Genomic DNA, 19213 nt, shown 5'->3' with positions numbered 1-19213 from the left:
AATCCACCTCCGGATCATGCCATGGCGCCCGTATCCATTCTCCTCAATATCCTCTGGATCCTCATCGGCGGCGCCTGGATGGCGTTCGGCTGGCTGATCGCCGCGGTTGTCATGGCGATCACCATCATCGGCCTGCCCTGGGCGCGGGCGGCGTTCAACATCGCGGTGTACACGCTGCTGCCGTTCGGCTCGCGCGCGGTCAACCGCTACGAAGTGACCGGCGTCGAGGATATCGGCACCGGCCCGCTCGGGGTGATCGGCAACATCATCTGGTTCGTGCTCGCCGGCTGGTGGCTGGCGCTCGGTCACCTCGTGACCGCGCTGGTGCTCGCCGTCACCATCATCGGCATCCCCTTCGCCTGGGCCCACCTGAAGCTCGCCGGCATCGCGCTCTGGCCGATCGGCAAGGTGATCGTGCCGGCATAGGATGAACGGGTAGGATGGGTAGAGCGCAAGCGAAACCCGTCAGCCCAGGATGGGTAGAGCTTTAATGAAACTCATCAGTTCGTCCGCTGCTCACTAAGGTTTACGAACACGATGCGTTTGATTTTGCACCTGCTCGGCGGATTGATCTGCGCGTTGGGCGTGATTGCACTAAGTGTTGTTAGTCGCGGAGCGGTAGAGTCCGTTTTCACAGCCGTTTGGACGCCAGCAACCTGGCTGGTTCGTCTGTCGAATGTGCTATGTCCACCAATGGGCGTGAGATGCGTCCTGGGTTCGGTCAGTCAAGGCGCACATCACCTTTGGTTCGGGCTCTGCCTCCTTGGCTTCTGGTGGATTGTAATGTCGTTCGCGATCTGGCCGCTCGTCCGCCGACGTCGATCGTCCTCGGGACCTTAGCTCGTGCGATGCGGCCTATTCATTCTTGATCGCAGGAAAAGAGCGCCTGCAAATCCAACCAAGAGGCATATTGCAAGCGTATAGCCGGCTGGATTCAGGAAACCCAGATAATCGGCAAGGACGGTGAGGGCGACAGATACAATCACTTGCGCCATCCAGACGCGCCACGCGGCTTCTATCGCTTGCCCAAAGGTCGTCCGACGAAAATAAAGCACGCCCCATGAAGGGGCCAACAAGACGACCAGCAGAAAAACGACCGCGACCGCCGCAAACATTGTTGCCTACTCCGCTTGCCGATAGGCGGGAGCTCGTAGCATGGGTAGAGCGCCAGCGAAACCCATCAATCCATCGGCTGCGACGAGCTCATGTAACCTTGACCCCGAAGTCGTTGGCCGTCAACGTGTAGGCGTAACGAGCGTCTTCGACATTGGATAGCCGGAGCTGGTACCGAACTTGCCGACAGGCTGACCGTCCGCCTCGTAGCCGTTGGAGCCATAAAATCGAAGGGCGGTTTCGGTGCTATTCAGGCTGCATCGCGTGTTGCCTCGCTCCAGCGCTCGTGCTTCGAGCGCCCGAAGCAATGCACGACTGATACCGCGGAATCTGACGTCGGGAGAAACGTAGTTCAGAGTGATTTGGCCTGCGTCAGTAACCGAACCCACGGCAAGAATCTTGTTGTCCTCAACTGCCACCAGCAACGAATTTCCCGGCTGACTAATCCAAGACGCGAAGATCTCAGGGGTCTTGTTTCCTAACCACCGCTCCAAGATGGTGGTATCGTTCTTGTGATCGGCCTCGCACAGTTCCGCAATCGACCGCCTCATAACGAGGCAGGCGGCTTCTGCGTCCTCAATCCTGGCGTCGCGGATTTCCATTTCAGAAATAGCTACAGCGCTCGTGACACAACCGCAAGGTACGGCGGTGGCTTGATCTGGTTCTCCCCGAACACAACAACGCAGGTCTCAATCGGTAGAAGGCAGCTACCGTTTTAATGGTTGCTACGCGCTACTTCTTTTTTGGTGTCAACCAGTCCTCGTCTTCCAGGGACGGTGCTTGTTTCTGCTGTTCCAGGATTTTTCTGTACTCCTCGGGGATCACCTGGCTGCGAGATGCCTCTTGCAGCGTGTGTGGGAACCAGGTCGCAATGCCGGGGAAGGCAATCATCAGGCCAACGCAGATCACCTGCAGCACCATGAACTGGAACATGCCAGCGTAGATCGTCCCGAGACTCCAGCCCTTGACCACCTGCTTGAGATAGTACGCTGACATGGCGACGGGCGGCGATAGGAAGGCGGTCTGCAGCACCACCGCAACCAACGCTCCGAACCATATGAGGTCGATGCCCATGCCTTTCACGACGGGATAGAAGATCGGCAGAAACACCAGGATGATGGCTGGCCACTCAAACGGCCACCCCAGCAGGAAAATGAGAAAGAGCACGACAATCAGCATGAGGCTCGGCGGCAACTGTAGGCCGAGCATGGACTCGGTGATCCAGTTCGCCGAGCCAAGGCGGGCGAACACCGCACCGAAAATGTTCGACGTGACCGCCAGCAGCAGGACCATGCTCGACGTCGCCATCGTCGAGGTCATAGCGCGCTGCAGTCCGCGGAACGAGAACCTGCCATATGCGATGGCAAGGATCAGTGCGCCCACGCTGCCGATTCCGGCGGCCTCCGTCGGCGTCGCAAGCCCCCCGATGATCGAGCCGAGCGTCGCCGTGATGAGCCCTAGCAGCGGCAGCGTGCCGACGACCACCTCGCGCGCAATGTGTCCAGCGGAGTAGATCCGCTCATCCTTTGGTACCGGAGGCCCGAGCTTGGGGTTGATGAAGGAGCGGCCCATCAGATAGGCGATGTAGATGCCAGCAAGCAGAAAGCCCGGTCCGAAGGCTGCAGCATAGAGATCGGCCACCGATACCCCGAGTACCGGTCCCATCACGATCAGCATGACCGACGGGGGAATGAGAATACCGAGCGTACCGCCCGCCGTGATGGTGCCCGCTGAAAGCTTGGCGTCATAACCCGCCTTCGTCATGATAGGCGAGGCCATGATGCCAAGAACGGTGACGGCTGCGCCGACGATTCCTGTCGCCATCGCGAACACGGTCGAGGTCAGGATGACCACGAGGAAGAGTGCGCCGCGCACGGGCGCAAGCAGCATGCGGAACGCCGTAAAAAGGCGCTCCATCAATCCCGCCTGCTCGGTGATGAAGCCCATGAAGATGAACAGCGGCACGGCGGCGAGGAGTTCTTCCTTCATCATGCCGATGGTCTGGAAGTAACCAAGCTCGAAGACCGTCGCGCCCATGCCCCAGTAGCCGAACGTAAAGGCGAGAAACAGCAACGTGAACGAGATCGGCACACCGATGAAGATCGCGCCGAGCAGCACCAGCAGCATGACGACGCCGATGAGCGCTTCTGCGGTCATATCTCGACCTTCTCCTTGTGCTCGAGCTCGACGCCGGTGCGCGCCATGTAGATGCTCTTGATCAACTCGGACACGCCCTGGACCAGCAGCAGGAGGCAGGCGAGCGGCACGACGAACTTGAACGGCCACAGCACGGGCCGCCATGGTGTCTGGTCCGAAGTCTCGTTGATCAGCCAGGCGTAGTAAAATTCGTTCCAGCCGATCAGGGACAGCATGATCAGGCTCGGGAAGAAGAAGACGACATAGGAGATCGTATCGATCCAGCCCTTCCTGCGGATCGAGAACTTCTCCCAGAAGAAGTCGGTGCGGATATGAGCACCCTTGTGCAGCGCGTAAGCGGCGCCAAGCATGAAGAGCGAGCCATACAGCATGTAGGTTGCGTCGTAGGCCCATATGGTCGGCGCGTTGAACAGGTAACGCGCTCCAACCTCGTAGGCGACGGCGAGAACCAGCGGCACCGAGAGCCACGAGATGATCGTGCCGGTCCGGTCCGTGAAGCCGTCGATCATCCTGATGATGGCCAGTAGCGCCGGCGGCTGCCTGCCTGTTATCTCAGCCATGCCTCGCCCCTTTCGCCGATCATTCGTGCGGCGCAAGCAGGCCGCCTGCGTGCGAATTGAGGGCGGTCAAATCGGCCGCCCTCGGAGGAAGCCCTATTTCTCGACCGGGAAGTAATAGTTCGCCATAAAAGAGTATGGCGGGAAATAGAACCGCTTGTACGGCACCACAGCGCTGGCATACGCCTTCTGCGAGTCGTGCACCTTCTTGAAGAACGGATTCCTCGCGCCCTCGGCTGCCGCGATCTCGTCCCACTTCTTGATGAAGGCCAGCAGGATTTCGGTCGGCGTGCGCAGGATCTGTACGCCGTGCTTCTGCTGCATCTCGATCAGCGCATCGGCGTTCTGGCGCTGCCACTTGGTCCACCAGACGAGGAATGTCTCGTTGGCCGCCGACTTGATGATCTCCTGATGTTGCGGGCTGAGCTCCTTCCACACATCGCCGTTGATCACGATCTCGCCGATCGTCACGTTCTCATGCACGCCTGGCGAATAGTGGTACTTCCAGACGTTGTGGAAGCCGAGCTGCAGGTCCTCGATGCCGCCGACCCATTCTGCGCAATCGATCACGCCGCGTTGCGCGGAGGGAATGATTTCTCCGCCCGGCATGTTGACCACCGTGAAGCCGAGCGCCTGCCACACTTCGCCGGCCATTCCGGTCTGGCGGCATTTCATGCCCTTCATGTCCTCGACCGTCTGAATCGGCTTCTTGAACCAGCCGAATGCCTGCGGCCCCGCAGGCAGGATTGGAAACACGACGAGGTTGAGCTTGAGCTCCTTCTGATAAAACTCGTTGTAAAGCTCGAGGCCGCCGCCGTGATAGAGCCAACCCATCACGTCCATGAAGTCCATGCCGAAGGTGCCGCCGGGACCGCCGGTGAACAGGATCGCGGTCTTGTTCTTGCCGGTCCAGTAGCCGGCCCACGCATGCGCTCCGTCGAGCACCTTCTTGTGGGTTGCGTCCAGCACCTCGAACGCCGGCACGACCTGGCCGGCGGGCATAGCCTCGATCTTCAGCGCGCCGGCTGACAGCTTGTTCACCCGGTCGACGAAATAGGTGAAGTTGTCATAGAGCGTGAGCGACGCCGGCCATGTGGCCTGCATCTTCAACACCTTCGTCTGCGCCATGACTGTTGTGGTGGATACGACAAACGCCGAAGCGATCAGGGCAACGGCGACTAACCCCAGAAACAAGCGTTTCATGAGCCATCTCCTCCCTTGGACAACGTGACCGCGGCGAACTATTTTCTTCGTTGTTCTTGGTCGCCAACTCTTCAAACCACGTCTGCCACCATTCTGCCACCATTGCCGTAAGTTGTCATCTTGGTTTCTGGCCGCAGCAAGCGCTGGAATTGGACGTGGTTGAGACGTTGAGCTCTTGGGCCTTAGGCGACGAAATCTCCATTCGTTAGTTACGCTGGCAGTCGGTGGCAAACCAGACGCCGGGGGCAGCCTTTGGCTGCGGCTCCTGTTCCGAATTATTCTGATTGACCGAATTTCGGATTTTGGCTAAACCGCATTATACCCCGGCTCGTCAAAGGGACGTTTTGGCGCGCTCCCCCTGGGGAGCGATGCACTATTGCCCCGTCGCCTTGCGGATGATCGATGTGCGCACCCGGTCGGGCCGTGCCAGCCACCGCCTGACCTTCCCTGCGCCCTTGCTTCTCGATGAGGGCGAAACGGACAGCAAAGCTTCGGGCGCCTGCGCCGCGAGACCGCGAAGGCATGTCTATTCTCGTGCGCCGGACGCAGCGCCTCGCTCCTTAGCGATGCGCTGCAGAGCCACGAAATCTTCGCCCTGCCGCATCGCCGCCAACTTCATCTTGCACTGCGGCAGAAAAATATCGCACACTCCGCCGGACCGGGCCGCCAAGGGCGCGAGCAGGGGAGCGAGCCATGTCCCTCCAGACCGTACCATCCGACGCCAGTGAGCAACGCCCCAACCGCCCTGAGGATGTCCAGGCGATGGAGGCCGACGCCCGGCTGCGGGACGACATCCGCCTGCTCGGGCGCATCCTCGGCGACACCGTGCGCGACCAGGAGGGGGCCGATGTGTTCGACCTGGTCGAGCGCATCAGGCAGACCTCGATCCGGTTCCACCGCGACGAGGACCGGCTCGCCCGCCGCGAGCTCGAGCAGATCCTCGACAGCATGTCGACCTCCGAGACCGTGCGCATCGTCCGCGCCTTCAGCTATTTCTCGCACCTCGCCAACATCGCCGAGGACCAGAACAACATTCGACAGATGCGCGCGCGCGCGGCGACCATGAATGGCGGCTCCGGCGTGCTGGCGGAGACGCTGGCGCATGCCAAGGCGGCCGGCATCGGCCCCGACCAGCTCCGCACCTTCTTCAAGACCGCGCTGGTCAGCCCGGTCCTGACCGCGCACCCGACCGAGGTCCGCCGCAAGAGCACCATGGACCGCGAGATGGAGATTGCAGCGCTGCTCGACCGCCGCGAGCGGGTCGCGTTGACCGCGGAGGAGGCGGCTGCCGGCGACGAGCAGCTCCGCCGCGAGGTGCTGACGCTGTGGCAGACCAATCTCTTGCGCCGGACCAAGCTCACCGTGCTGGATGAGGTCGCCAACGGCCTGTCGTTCTACGATTACACCTTCCTGCGCGAGGTGCCGCGGCTCATCAACGCGCTGGAGGACCGGCTGGAGGAGGGCGGCGAGCAGGCCGCAAGCGAACTCGCCTCGTTCCTGCGCATGGGCAGCTGGATTGGCGGCGACCGCGACGGCAACCCCTTCGTCACCGCCGACGTGATGCGCGGCACGCTGCGGCTGCAATCGAGCCGGGTGATGCAGTTCTATCTCAACGAGCTGCACGTGCTCGGCGCGGAGCTGTCGATCGCGGCCCATCTCGCCGACGTCTCGGAGGAGCTGCGCAACCTGGCGGAGCGCTCGCCGGACACCTCGCCGCACCGGAGCGGCGAGCCCTATCGCCTTGCAGTCTCAGGCATCTATGCCCGTCTCACCGCGACGGCCGAAAAGCTCGAAGTCGAGATCACGCGCCGGCCGGTCGGCAAAGCCGCGCCTTACGAGAGCGTCAGGGAGCTGCAGGTCGATCTCGACGTGCTGCACCGCTCGCTAATCTCCAACAACGCCCGCGTTATCGCCCGCGGCCGGCTGCGGCACTTGCGCCGCGCGGTGGACTGCTTCGGCTTCCACCTCGCCCGGCTCGACATCCGCCAGAACTCGGCCGTGCACGAGCGCACCATTGCCGAGCTGATCGACGCCGCCAACCCCGGCATGTCCTATCTCGCGCTCGGCGAGGACGCCCGCATCTCGCTGCTGACCAACGAATTGCGCTCGACGCGCGCGCTGGTCTCGCCTTTCGTCAAATACAGCGACGAGACCATGGGCGAGCTCAACGTGTTCCATGCCGCCGCGGAAGCGCATGCGAAATTCGGCTCGGACGCCATTCCCCAATGCATCATCTCGATGTGCAAGGGCATGTCCGACATGCTCGAGGTCGCCGTGCTCCTGAAGGAGGTCGGCCTCGTCCATCCCTCCGGCCGCAGCGCCATTAACATCGTGCCGCTGTTCGAGACCATCGAGGATCTTCAGGCCTCGAGCAGCATCATGGACCGCATGCTCTCGCTGCACGATTACCGCCGCCTCGTCGACAGCCGCGGCAGCGTGCAGGAGGTCATGCTCGGCTATTCCGACTCGAACAAGGACGGCGGCTTCGTCACCTCGGGCTGGGAGCTCTACAAGGCCGAGATCGGCCTCGTCGAGGTGTTCGAGCGCCACCACGTGCGCTTACGCCTGTTCCACGGCCGCGGTGGCTCTGTGGGGCGCGGTGGCGGGCCGAGCTATGACGCCATCATCGCCCAGCCCGGCGGTGCCGTGAACGGCCAGATCCGCATCACCGAGCAGGGTGAGATCATCTCGTCGAAATATTCCAACGCCGAGGTCGGCCGCAACAATCTGGAGATCCTCGCAGCGGCAACGCTGGAGGCGAGCCTCTTGCATCCACGCCAGAGCGCGCCGCGCCGCGAATATCTGACCGCGATGGACGAATTGTCGAACCTCGCCTTCAAGGCCTATCGCGGTCTCGTCTACGAGACCGAAGGCTTCGTCGATTACTTTTGGGCGTCCACCGTCATCAACGAGATCGCGACGCTCAACATCGGCAGCCGTCCGGCCTCGCGCAAGAAGACCCGCGCGATCGAGGACCTCCGCGCGATTCCCTGGGTGTTCTCCTGGGCGCAATGCCGCCTGATGCTGCCCGGCTGGTACGGCTTCGGCAGCGCGGTGGAGCAGTGGATCGCGGAGCATCCGGAGCAGGGCATGCCGTTCCTGAAAGAGCTCTACAAGGAATGGCCGTTCTTCCGCATGCTGCTGTCGAACATGGACATGGTGCTGGCGAAAAGCTCGATCGCGATCGCCTCGCGCTACGCCGAGCTCGTGCCGGACGAAGCCTTGCGCGAAAAGATCTTCGGCCGCATCCGCCGCGAATGGCATTCCTGCATCGAAACGCTGCTCGATATCATGGGCCAGGACCGGCTGCTCCAGGGCAATCCGCTGCTGGAGCGCTCCGTGCGCCACCGCTTCCCCTATCTCGATCCGCTCAACCACGTGCAGGTCGAACTCTTGAGAGAGCACCGCGCGCAGAACCCCGACGAGCAGGTGCTGCGCGGGATCCAGCTGACGATCAACGGGATCTCGGCGGGGTTGCGGAATACCGGGTAGCTTGCAGCTCGTCGTTCCGGGGCGCCCAAAGGGCGAACCCGGAACCCCGAGCTTCCGGGCTCGCTCGCTCGTGCGAGCGCCCCGGAATGACGGCGCCTAACTCATGGCTTCATCGCGCCCTGCACACTGGTGTAGACCGCATAGAGCGATGTCGATCCGCAAATATAGAGCCTGTTGCGCTGCTGGCCGCCGAAGCACAGGTTTGCCACGGTCTCGGGAATGTGGATCTTGCCGAGCAATTCGCCCGATGCCGTATAGCAGCGCACGCCGTCCTCGTTCGGATCGCCCCAGCCGACCGAGCACCAGACCCGCCCCTCGGTGTCACAGCGGACACCGTCGGTGATGCCGGGCTTCGGCATGTCTGCAAAGACCTTGCTGTTTGAGACCTTGCCTGCCGCGACGTCGAGGTCGAACACGCGGATATGCGAAGGGTTGTCTGGCCCGTCGGTGAACCCGGTGTCGCAGATGTAGAGCTTCTTCTCGTCGGGTGAGATGGCGAGCCCATTGGGCTCGACAAAATCGTCGACGACGACCTTGACCTCTCCGGACTTCGGATCGACCCGGTAGACGTTCTTCTTGTCCTGCTCGGGTTCGGCCTTGATCCCCTCGTAGAAGCCGCCGATGCCGTAGGCGGGATCGGTGAACCAGATTGCGCCGTCGGCGGTTACGACCGCATCGTTCGGGGAGTTCAGCCGCTTGCCGTTGTATTTGTCGGCGATAACAGTGATCGAGCCGTCGAGCTCGGTCCTCGTCACACGCCGGCCGCTGTGCTCGCAGGTGATCAGCCGTCCCTCGCGGTCGATAGTGTTGCCGTTCGAGTTCATCGACGGCTGGCGATAGACGCTGAGGTGGCCGTCGTCCTCGGAGAAGCGCATGATGCGGTTGTTCGGAATGTCGCTGAACAGCACGTATCGCCCGGCTGCGAAATACACGGGCCCCTCCGCCCAGCGGAAGCCGGTTGCGACGCGCTCCACCGCCATGGTGCCGGCGAAGGCCGGAAAGCCGGAAGGGCCGAAGGACGGCGGTCCCTTTTTCGCCGATTCCAAATGAGAGTCCGGGTAGCGGCTGCCCGGCAATGGTCCGAGCGGCAGCGGCGCCGTCGACCTCGTGGGTGCGCCGGTCTGGCCGAGTGGGGCGACGGAGGCCGCCAATGCTCCGTTCATGGTGACGCCCGTAGCCGCGACCGCGGCCGCCGCGCCCTTCAACAGGGTGCGGCGCGCGAGAGAGGGCTCGCTGCTCCTTGCGGGAATGGTCAGTGGTTTTGTCATGGTTGCCTCCCGTTTTTTCGTTGGGAGCAAACCATTCGCCCGCAATCGGGCGTAAAGCGGGCGGTCTCCGGCTGAACAACCGGAGACCGCAATGCAGCAAAGGCGGGATCTTACACCGGATCCCAGGTGAAGATGTCGGCGGAGCGGTCGAGCTTGTAGAACGAGCCCTTCAGCGCCGGCATGCCGTGTTCTGCAATCGACTGCGGCGTCCAGCCTTCGCTCCGCTGCACCGAGCGGATCGGACGATTCTGGCTGAACAGGAAGATCTCGTTCATGCGCACGCCAAAGATCTGGCCGGTGACGTCCTTCGCGGAATCGCCGAGCAGATAGCCGCAGAGCGGGGCGATCTTTTCCGGGCCCATCTGCTTGATCTTCTCGACGCGCGCCTTCTCCGCGTCGGTCTCGGTCGGGATGGTGCCGATCATGCGGGTCCAGGCGAACGGCGAGACGCAGTTGGAGCGGACGTTGAAGCGGCCCATGTCGAGCGCGATCGACTTCGACAGACCGACGATGCCGAGCTTGGCTGCCGCGTAATTGGCTTGGCCGAAGTTGCCGATCAGGCCGGAGGTCGAGGTGAAGTGCACGAACGAGCCCGACTCCTGCTCGCGGAAGATGCGCGCCGCGGCGTGACTGACGTAGAACGAGCCCATCAGATGCACCTTGATGACGGCCTCGAAGGCTTCCACGCTCATCTTGTGGAAGATCATGTCGCGCAGGATGCCGGCATTGTTGACGACTCCGTCGAGCCGACCGAAGTGATCGGTCGCGGTCTTCACGATCTTGCTGGCGGGAATAGCTTCCGCGACGCTCTCGAAATTGGCGACCGCGGTGCCGCCGCGCTTCTTGATCTCCTCGACCACCTCCTCGGCCGGAGCGGCGCTCGTCCCGGCGCCGTCGGCGGCCACGCCGGGATCGTTGACGACGACCTTGGCGCCTTCCGCGGCACAGAGCAGCGCGATCTCGCGCCCGATACCGCGCCCTGCGCCGGTGACGATGATGACCTTGTCCTGCAGTGATTTTGTCATGTGGGTTCTCCGCTAGCCGTTCCAAATTCTGCCGTCATTCCGGGATGCGCCGAAGGCGCAGGCCCGGAATCCATACTCCCGATCGTGGTTATGGATTCTCGGGTGCGCAATTGCGCACCATAGCTCGTCGCTTCGCGCCGCCCCGGAATGACAGCAACTACGTCTCGTTCGTAAACACGATCGTGCCACTCGCGGCGAACATGCCGCCGACGCCGTGGCACACCGAAATCTTCGCGTTCGGCACCTGTGCCGGCGCGATGCCGCGCATCTGGCGCACGCTCTCCTGCAGCGCGTACATGCCGTACATGCCGGAATGCATGTAGCTCAATCCGCCGCCATTGGTGTTGAGCGGAAGCTTGGCGCCAGGCCGCGTGTTGCCGTCGGCGATGAATTGGCCGGTCTCCTCATAGGGCATGAAGCCGAGATCGCCGAGGCCGAACAGCGGCAGATGCGCGAACGCGTCGTAAATCATGAGATGGTCGACGTCCCCGTGCGCGATGCCGGCTTCCCTGAAGGCCAGCGGCCCGGCGGTCTTGAACGCACGCGAGGAGTTGAACGTCTCCATCTGGCTGACCATCGGCGTCTCCACGCTCTCGCCGGTGCCCATGATGTAGACCGGCTTCCGCGGAAAATCCCTGGCGCGGTCGGCCGAGGTCAGGATCAGCGCGCCGCCGCCGTCGGTGACGAGGCAGCACTGCAAGAGGTGGAACGGATAGGCGATCATGCGCGAGTTGAGGACGTCTGCAACCGTGATCGGCTCCTTCATCATGGCGCGCGGATTCTTCGCCGCCCATTCCCGCTGCACCACCGCAACCGAAGCAAGCTGCTCGTGGGTGATGCCGTAGGTCTTCATGAAGCGCAGCACGGGAATCGGAAACATGCTGGGCGGGCCGTAGACGCCGAAAGGCGCCTCGAACTGGCCGTTGAGGCTGTCGGCCGGCGTCGAGCGCGGCAACTTGCCGATCATCGACTTGCCGCTCTCGGCATGGGTGATCAGCACCGTCTTGCACAAGCTGGCCTCGATCGCCGCCGCCGCATGGCGGACATGGAGCATGAAGGAGCAGCCGCCGACCGAGGTGCCGTCCACCCAGGTCGGCTTGATGCCGAGATAGTGGCAGACCTGCTGTGGCGTTTCGACCGCGGTGGCAAAGCCGTCGATGTCGGACAGCTTCAGCCCGGCGTCGGCAATGGCGTTGAGCGCGGCATCCGCGTGCAGCTGGAGCTGCGAGGCATTGGGGATGACACCGAGCTCGGTGGTCTCGGCCGCGCCGACGACGGCAACCTGGTTCTTGCGCATGGTCTTACCCCTTCGCCGGACGGAAGACGGGGAGGGTGATCTTGTCGTCGAGCTCCTGGAACGCGACCTCGAGCTTCATGTCGAGCGCGAGTGCCTCCGGCGTCTGCGGGCAATCGATGATGTTGCTCATCATCCGCGGGCCCTCGTCGAGCTCGACCACCGCGATGGCGTAAGGCGGCGTGAAGCCGGGCGCGGCGGGGCGATGGTTGATCACGTAGCTGTAGAGAAAGCCCTTGCCGCTCGCCTTGAAGATGCTGACCTTGCGCGAGGCGCAGGAGGGGCAGAACGGGCGCGGCGGGAAGTAGACATGGGCGCAGGCATCGCAGCGCTGCAGGCGCAATTCGCCGGCCTTGGTGCCGTCCCAGAAATGCTGGGTCTCCGGCGTCGGTTTCGGTCGCGCGCGCTGCGGTTCGACCATGTTGGCTGCTCCTCCCAAGAGACAGGCCTCGTGCCCGCCGGTTTCGAACTTGATGCGACAATCGACCATGGCGCGTCAACGGTCCAGCAATGCGCATGCATGCCATCATGCGCACAATGCTTGTGTCGAGCTGAGCCAGCGCTATAGATTGCGCGCGAAATATTCCGTGAGACAGACATGCCCGATTTTCCGACACTGGCGCAGCTCGCCGAAGACCTCGAAAGCGGCCGCACCACCTCCCGCAAGTTGGTCGAGGCCTGCCTCGCCAGGATCGCCGATCCCGCCGGCGAGGGGCAGCGCGCCTTCATCCATGTCGACAAGGATGCCGCGCTGACGACCGCCGACGCCATGGATGCCCTGCGCAAGGTCAAGGCGGCGCCGTCGCCCTACGCCGGGATTCCCATTTCGATCAAGGATCTCTTCGACATCAAGGGGCAGACCACGCGCGCCGGCTCCCGTGCGCTCGACGATTCCGATCCGGCGGAGCACGATGCGGCGGCGGTCGCGCGGCTGCGCAAGGCCGGCTTCGTGCTGATCGGGCGCACGAACATGACCGAGTTCGCCTATTCCGGCATCGGCATCAATCCGCATTACGGCACGCCGAAAGGCGCCTGGAACCGGGCTGTGGGCCATGTGCCCGGCGGCTCCTCCTCGGGCGCCGCGGTGTCCGTGCTCGACCGCATGGCGCATGGCGCGCTGGGCACCGACACCGGCGGCTCCTGCCGGATTCCGGCGGCCTATAACGGCATCGTCGGCTACAAGCCGACGCAGCGCCGCGTCCCGCTCGACGGCGCGGTGCCGCTGTCCTTCTCGCTCGACAGCATCGGGCCGCTGGCGCGATCAGTCAGCTGCTGTGCCATACTCGATGCCGTGCTCGCGGGCGAGCCCATCGTCGCGCTGAAGCCGCGGCCCGTGAGGGGCATGCGGCTCGCGGTGCCGACCACGATCGCGCTCGACGATCTCGACGCGGGGGTCTCCGAGACCTTCGAACGCGCACTGAAGACGCTCGCGGATCACGGCGCCATCATCGAGCGGATCGAGACGGTGGAATTCCACGACATCGGCCCGATGAACGCCAAGGGCGGCTTTGCGGCGTCCGAGAGCTATGCCTGGCACCGCTATCTCATCGCGGCGAAGGGCGACATCTACGATCCCCGCGTCTTTGTCCGCATCATGCGCGGCGAGGCGCAGAGCGCGGCCGACTACATCGACCTGCTCAACGAACGCCGCTCGCTGATCGCGCGTGTCAATGCGCGCATCGCGCCCTATGACGCCCTGGTGCTGCCGACCACGCCCAACACGCCGCCGAAGATCGCTGACCTCGCCGACGATCAGGCATTCACCCGCGAGAACATCCGCGCCTTGCGCAATTGCAGCTTGATCAACCTGATCGACGGTTGCGCCATCTCGCTGCCCTGTCATCGCGTGGGTGACGTTCCCGTCGGCCTGATGCTGGCGGGCGCAGGCGGCTCGGACCGCCGTATCTTCGAGCTTGCTGCCGGCATGGAGGCCGTCATCCGTGTTTGATCTCACTTTCACCGTCGATGCCAAGGACACCACCACGCCGCTGACGCTGGCGATCGACCAGCTGGTCATCGCCGGCTGGACCGGCCGCGACACGGTCGCGCGCGACGAGCACATCGCCGAGCTGGAGGAGATGGGCATCGCCCGCCCGGCCTCGACGCCGATCTATTATCGCGCCTCGGCGCGGCGGCTGACCCAGGAGGACAGCATCGAATGCTGCGGCGAGGATTCCTCCGGCGAGGTCGAATTCGTGCTGATCGGCTGGCAGGGCCGCATCTTCGTCGGCTGCGGCTCCGATCACACCGACCGCAAGGTCGAGGCCTACAACGTCACGGTCTCCAAGCAGATGTGCGACAAGCCGATCGCCTCGACTCTCTGGGAGCTCGATGACGTCATCGGCCATTGGGACAAGATGATCCTGCGCTCCTACGCCACCATCAAGGGCGAGCGCGTGCTCTACCAGGAGGGCACGCTGGACGCGATGCTGCCAGTCGCCGATCTCCTCAAGCGCGGCTTTGGCGGCGGCAAGTTCCCGGACGGCTGCGCCATGTTTGGCGGCACGTTCGCCGCCAAGGGCGGCATCCGCCCGGCCGACCGCTTCGATTTCGAGCTTGAAGATCCCATGCTGAAGCGCACGATCAGGCATGGCTACGACGTCGTGACGCTGCCGGTGAGGGGCTGAGCTCTCTCCACCGTCATTGCGAGCGAAGCAATTCAGACTGGTTCCGCGGAGGGATTCCTGGATTGCTTCGTCGCAAGGGCTCCTCGCAATGACGGGGAGAGAGTCATCGGGAATCGGGTGGCGGGGTGAACGTCGAGCTGCAAAGGTGATTGTTATGACAATGACCGCACGCAAATCGCCCCAAACACCATCCGCTGACCTCGCCGCCCACGTCGACGCCCTCGACTGGCCGCAGATCACCGCTGAGCTCGACTCACAGGGCTGCGCCGTCCTGGAGAACCTGCTGACGCCCGACCAATGCCGCGCTATCGCCGCGCTCTACCCGGCCGATGCGCACTTCCGCAGCCGCATCGTCATGGGCCGCCACGGCTTTGGCCGCGGCGAGTACAAGTACTTCACCTATGCGCTGCCCGATCTGATCGCGCAGCTCCGCCCGGCGCTCTACTCGCATCTTCAAGCCGTCGCCAATCGCTGGAACGAGGCGATGGGGATCGAGGTTCGCTATCCGCAAAACCACGCGGCGTTCCTGAAGCGTTGCCATGAGGCAGGCCAAAGCCGGCCGACGCCGCTGCTGCTGCAATACGAGGCCGGCGACTATAATTGCCTGCATCAGGACCTCTATGGCGAGCATGTGTTCCCGCTCCAGGTCGCGATCCTGCTCTCCGAGCCCGGGCACGATTTCACGGGCGGCGAGTTCGTGCTGACCGAGCAGCGCCCGCGCATGCAGTCTCGCGCCGAGGTCGTGCCGCTGACGCAAGGCGATGCGGTCGCCTTCGCTGTGCATCACCGCCCGGTGCAGGGGACACGCGGCACGTACCGCGTTAATCTTCGCCACGGCGTCAGCCGGATCAGGTCCGGCCGGCGCCACACGCTGGGTGTGATCTTCCACGATGCCAAATGAGCGCTGCGATTGACGGGTGATTTGTTCGACACCGTTGCCGAGGCACAGCCATCGCGCGAAAATATCGCCGACGGGGCCGTGCTGCTGCGCGGCTTCGTCAAGCCGATCGAGAACGGGCTGATCGACGCGGTGCGCGCCATCGTGGCGCAGTCGCCGTTCCGGCGGATGACGACGCCGGGCGGCCATCTGATGTCGGTGGCGATGACCAATTGCGGCGAGCGCGGCTGGATCACCGATCACACCGGCTATCGCTACGACGCAATCGATCCGCGCACCGGCGCCCCATGGCCGGCGATGCCGCCGCTGCTCGCCGATCTCGCCCGCCGCGCCGCGGAGCAGGGCGGCTTTGAAGGCTTTGCCCCCGATGCCTGCCTCGTCAACTGCTACGAGCCGGGCACGCGGCTGTCGCTGCATCAGGATAAGGACGAGCTGGACTATTCCGCGCCGATCGTCTCGGTCTCGCTCGGCCTGCCCGCGACCTTCCTGTTCGGCGGCTTCGCGCGCAGCGATAAGCCGCGCCGCTTCCGCCTCGTCCATGGCGACGTGGTGGTCTGGGGCGGGGCCAGCAGGCTCGCCTATCACGGCGTGGCACCGCTCGCCGAGGGCGAGCATCCGCTGCTGGGGCGGAAGCGGATCAATCTGACCTTCCGCAGGACGCGCTGACGCGTTTCCTCGCAGCCTTCGCTCGTCTAAGCTTGGGGCGGGGAGGCGGCGACATGACGACCACACAGAACTCGGCCGGCGCCGGCACGGCGAACCGCACGGGGCTTTACCTCGCGGCGCTGCAATTGGTGTTCACGCTGGGCTGGACGACCTACGTCATCTACCTGCCAAAGCTCGCCGCCGAGGTCGGCATCGCGCCGTCCGCCGTGATCCTCATCCTGATGCTGGATCAAGCGATCTTCACCATTGCCGACACCGCGATGGGAATCGCCGCCGACAAGCTCGCGCCCCATGTCGGCAGGCTCGGCCTGTTCGTCGGGCTCGTGACCGCGATCTCCTGCGGCGCCTTCGTCGCGCTCCCCTTCGTTGCCGGAGCCGGCGCAGCGGCGCAGGGCTGGTTCATCGCGCTGATCGTGATCTGGTCGATCACGTCCTCTGCGCTGCGGGCGCCGCCGCTGACCTTGCTCGGCAAGTACCGCGCCAAGCCGCAGGTGCCGTTCCTCGCCGCGCTGACCATGCTCGGCTACGGCGTCGCCGGCGCGGTCTCGCCCTATCTCGGCGTGGTGCTGCGCGAGCACGATGCGCGGTTGCCCTTCGTGATCTCCAGCGCGGTGCTGCTCCTGACCGCGCTCGGGCTGTCACGGATCGAGCATGACGTGGTGCGCGACACCGCGCCGCCCACACCGGACGAAGCGGCAGAGCCACTCGGTCTCGTCCCGATCGCCTTCATCGTCGCGATGATCGCGCTCGCACTCGGCTACCAGCTGCACTTTGCCATGAACAGCGCGCCGTTCTATTTGCGCTTTGCAGCTCCTACCGACCTGCAATGGCTGATGCCGGTGTTCTGGATCGGCTTCAACATCGCGATGTTTCCGGCAAGCCTCGTCGTCAAGCGTCGCGGCGGCCTCGTCGTGATGGGCGCCGCCGGCCTGTTCGGTGCGGTGGCGATTGCGGCGGCCGAGTTCGCCGGCAATCTCAACACGCTGATCGCCGCGCAATTTCTCGCCGGAGCCGCGTGGGGCTGCATGCTGATGAGCGCGGTCTCGGCAGCGCTCGCGATCGGCTCGACCGGCGCGGAAGGCAAGGTCACGGGCCTCGTCTTCTCCGCGCTCGCCCTCGGCACCTTCGCGCGGATGGCGGCGGTTGCCGGCGGCCTGCAGAAGATGCCGGAATACGCGCCGCTGCTGCATTGGGCGCCGGTCGCCTGCTGGTCGGTCGCAGGCGCCGGTCTGCTGGCGATTGCAGCCGCGCGGCTGCAGGGCGCGTCCGGCCTCAAGGCTTCGGCGGGTGAATGAAAGCCCACGGACTGACCTCGGAATCCCTGGGCACCTCGACGGAAATCAGAACCGGCCCGCCGTGGCCAAGCGCCTTCTCCAGCGCCGCCTTGAACTGCTCCGGCGCGGTGACACGCGCCGCGGCCACGCCGAAGGACTCCGCGAGCTGGACGAAATCCGGATTGACGAGGTCGGAGGCCACCACGCGGCCGTCGAAGCGTTCGCGCTGGTCGCGGCGGACATTGCCATAGGCGTTGTTGTTGAACACCAGCGTCACCACGCCAATGTTGAACTGCACGGCGGTGGCGAGCTCCTGCACGCCGAACATGAAGCCGCCGTCGCCGGTGATGGCGACCACCGGCTTGTCGGGATTGGCGACCTTGGCGCCGAGCGCGGTCGGAAAGCCCGAGCCGAGCGTGCCCTGATAGCCAGAGGTGATGAAGGTGCGCGGCTGATACACCGGGAAGCCGTACCAGGAGGCGAAGCCGACCTGCGACAGTTCATCGGTGACGATCGCATTGGCCGGCAGCACCTCGCGCAGGATCTTGAGATAGGCCATCTGCGGTTGGATGCGCTGGATCTCGGCCTGTGCGCTCGCCGTGGCCTCCCGGATCTCTCCGCGCCGGCCGCGGCCCTTGGCATAGCCGACCTTCTTCACGGCCGCGACGAGCTCGGCCGTTCCAGCCTTCGCATCGGCGACCATCGCGACATCGGCGGCGAGCCGGCGCATCTCGGCCGGATCGATGTCGATGCGAATGGATTTCAGGCCGCTCGGTTGATACGGCCAGCGGAAGCCGGATGCCGGCAGCTCGGCGCGGGTGCCGATGGCGATCATCAAATCGGTGGTCGGCCACAATTTGTAGGCCGCCGCCATGGTGAGACCGAGCTCATGCGCATTGGAGACGATGCCGCGGCCGCTGCGGAAGGCGACCACAGGCGCATCGATCATCTCGGCGAGCTCGAGGATCTCCTCAGCGGCTTCGATCGCGCCGCTGCCGACGAAGATCATCGGCGTCTTGCTGCCTTTGATCAGCGCCGCCGCCTGCTTGATCATATCAGGATCGGGTTGCGGCGGCGGCATCGGCTCCAGCACCTGCGCCGGCACTGTTGCCGCGCGCTGGGTGAAGACGTCCCAGGGCATCTCGACCGAGGCGGGGCCGCGCCGGCCCGACATCATCTCCTGGAATGCGCGCGCCACGATTGTCGGCGCGTTGCCGGGATATTCGATGCGCTCGGCCCATTTCACATAGGTGCGCAAGGTCGCGAGCTGGTCCGGCATCTCATGCAGATGGCCGCGACCCTTGCCCAGGAACGAGGTCGGCACCTGGCCGGTGACGCACAGCACCGGCTCGTTGCAGCCGAACGCGGTGAGCAGCGCGGCGCTCGCATTGAGCACGCCCGGGCCGGGCACGACACTGAACACGCCGGGCCGGCCGCTGGAGCGCGCATAGCCGAATGCCATGTAGCCGCAGGCCTGCTCGTGCCGCGCGCCGATCACCTTGAGCTGCGCCTGGTGGAAGGCGTCGAACAGGCCGTAGACCTGCGCGCCAGGCAGGCCGAACACGGTATCGACGCCGTGGGCGACAAGCCCGCTTACGATCGCTTCGCCGCCGGTGAGGCTGGTCATTGCATCATTCCA

At 64.3% G+C, this 19213-nt stretch carries 17 protein-coding genes; 7 read left to right on the top strand and 10 right to left on the bottom strand.

Annotation, left to right across the window (positions count from 1 at the left end; all coding sequences use genetic code 11):
- Positions 1-21 precede the first annotated feature (21 nt).
- A complete protein-coding gene (locus HZZ16_RS04595; RefSeq protein WP_197947330.1) occupies positions 22-426 on the top strand; it encodes a YccF domain-containing protein in 405 nt (134 codons plus the stop codon).
- Between the two features lie 410 nt (positions 427-836).
- Here the strand turns inward: HZZ16_RS04595 and HZZ16_RS04590 are convergent, their stop codons facing one another.
- The 5 genes from HZZ16_RS04590 to HZZ16_RS04570 form a co-directional block, all read right to left on the bottom strand.
- On the bottom strand, positions 837-1115 hold the full coding sequence (locus HZZ16_RS04590) for a hypothetical protein (RefSeq protein WP_197947329.1): 279 nt from the start codon (positions 1113-1115) through the stop codon (positions 837-839).
- A gap of 120 nt (positions 1116-1235) precedes the next feature.
- Complete coding sequence (locus HZZ16_RS04585) at positions 1236-1715, bottom strand: GNAT family N-acetyltransferase (protein ID WP_197947328.1); 480 nt, start codon at positions 1713-1715, stop codon at positions 1236-1238.
- Positions 1716-1845: 130 nt separating this feature from the next.
- The gene (locus HZZ16_RS04580) at positions 1846-3270 is read right to left on the bottom strand and encodes a TRAP transporter large permease (RefSeq protein ID WP_197947327.1); all 1425 of its coding nucleotides are present in this window, start codon (positions 3268-3270) and stop codon (positions 1846-1848) included.
- The gene (locus HZZ16_RS04575; protein WP_197947326.1) at positions 3267-3830 is read right to left on the bottom strand and encodes a TRAP transporter small permease subunit; all 564 of its coding nucleotides are present in this window, start codon (positions 3828-3830) and stop codon (positions 3267-3269) included. The genes HZZ16_RS04580 and HZZ16_RS04575 overlap by 4 nt, the downstream gene beginning before the upstream one ends.
- Before the next feature lie 93 nt (positions 3831-3923).
- Positions 3924-5030: a TRAP transporter substrate-binding protein gene (locus HZZ16_RS04570; protein ID WP_197947325.1), complete on the bottom strand. Its 1107-nt coding sequence runs from the start codon at positions 5028-5030 to the stop codon at positions 3924-3926.
- Positions 5031-5723: 693 nt separating this feature from the next.
- Here HZZ16_RS04570 and ppc point away from each other — a divergent pair.
- Positions 5724-8522 (top strand): phosphoenolpyruvate carboxylase, encoded by a 2799-nt coding sequence (gene ppc / locus HZZ16_RS04565; RefSeq protein WP_197947324.1) that lies wholly within the window; start codon positions 5724-5726, stop codon positions 8520-8522.
- Positions 8523-8623: 101 nt separating this feature from the next.
- Here ppc and HZZ16_RS04560 read toward each other — a convergent pair whose 3' ends face one another.
- The 4 genes from HZZ16_RS04560 to HZZ16_RS04545 form a co-directional block, all read right to left on the bottom strand.
- Positions 8624-9790 (bottom strand): SMP-30/gluconolactonase/LRE family protein, encoded by a 1167-nt coding sequence (locus HZZ16_RS04560; RefSeq protein ID WP_197947323.1) that lies wholly within the window; start codon positions 9788-9790, stop codon positions 8624-8626.
- Positions 9791-9900: 110 nt separating this feature from the next.
- Entirely contained in the window at positions 9901-10815 is a 915-nt protein-coding gene (locus HZZ16_RS04555; protein ID WP_197947322.1) for an SDR family NAD(P)-dependent oxidoreductase, read from the bottom strand.
- Between the two features lie 157 nt (positions 10816-10972).
- Complete coding sequence (locus HZZ16_RS04550; protein ID WP_197947321.1) at positions 10973-12112, bottom strand: thiolase C-terminal domain-containing protein; 1140 nt, start codon at positions 12110-12112, stop codon at positions 10973-10975.
- A 4-nt stretch (positions 12113-12116) separates the two neighbouring features.
- Positions 12117-12530, bottom strand: coding sequence for a Zn-ribbon domain-containing OB-fold protein (locus tag HZZ16_RS04545; RefSeq protein WP_197947320.1), 414 nt, complete (start codon positions 12528-12530; stop codon positions 12117-12119).
- A gap of 177 nt (positions 12531-12707) precedes the next feature.
- Here HZZ16_RS04545 and HZZ16_RS04540 point away from each other — a divergent pair, with 177 nt between their 5' ends.
- From HZZ16_RS04540 to HZZ16_RS04520, 5 genes are all read left to right on the top strand, one after another.
- Positions 12708-14057, top strand: coding sequence for an amidase (locus HZZ16_RS04540; protein ID WP_197947319.1), 1350 nt, complete (start codon positions 12708-12710; stop codon positions 14055-14057).
- Positions 14050-14736 carry a DUF2848 domain-containing protein gene (locus HZZ16_RS04535; RefSeq protein WP_197947318.1) on the top strand — a complete coding sequence of 229 codons (687 nt, stop codon included), beginning with the start codon at positions 14050-14052 and terminating at the stop codon, positions 14734-14736. Before HZZ16_RS04540 ends, HZZ16_RS04535 begins: the two co-directional genes overlap by 8 nt.
- 154 nt (positions 14737-14890) lie before the next feature.
- On the top strand, positions 14891-15637 hold the full coding sequence (locus HZZ16_RS04530; RefSeq protein WP_197947317.1) for a 2OG-Fe(II) oxygenase: 747 nt from the start codon (positions 14891-14893) through the stop codon (positions 15635-15637).
- A gap of 9 nt (positions 15638-15646) precedes the next feature.
- Positions 15647-16300: a DNA oxidative demethylase AlkB gene (gene alkB, locus HZZ16_RS04525; protein ID WP_197947316.1), complete on the top strand. Its 654-nt coding sequence runs from the start codon at positions 15647-15649 to the stop codon at positions 16298-16300.
- A gap of 53 nt (positions 16301-16353) precedes the next feature.
- Entirely contained in the window at positions 16354-17595 is a 1242-nt protein-coding gene (locus HZZ16_RS04520; protein WP_197947315.1) for an MFS transporter, read from the top strand.
- Here the strand turns inward: HZZ16_RS04520 and HZZ16_RS04515 are convergent.
- Positions 17573-19201, bottom strand: coding sequence for a thiamine pyrophosphate-dependent enzyme (locus HZZ16_RS04515; RefSeq protein ID WP_197947314.1), 1629 nt, complete (start codon positions 19199-19201; stop codon positions 17573-17575). The two genes, HZZ16_RS04520 and HZZ16_RS04515, sit on opposite strands and share 23 nt — an antisense overlap.
- Positions 19202-19213: the final 12 nt, after the last annotated feature.

Source organism: Bradyrhizobium glycinis, assembly GCF_016031655.1.
Taxonomy (GTDB): Bacteria; Pseudomonadota; Alphaproteobacteria; order Rhizobiales; family Xanthobacteraceae; genus Bradyrhizobium; species Bradyrhizobium glycinis.
This window is presented reverse-complemented; position numbering and strand designations above follow the sequence as displayed.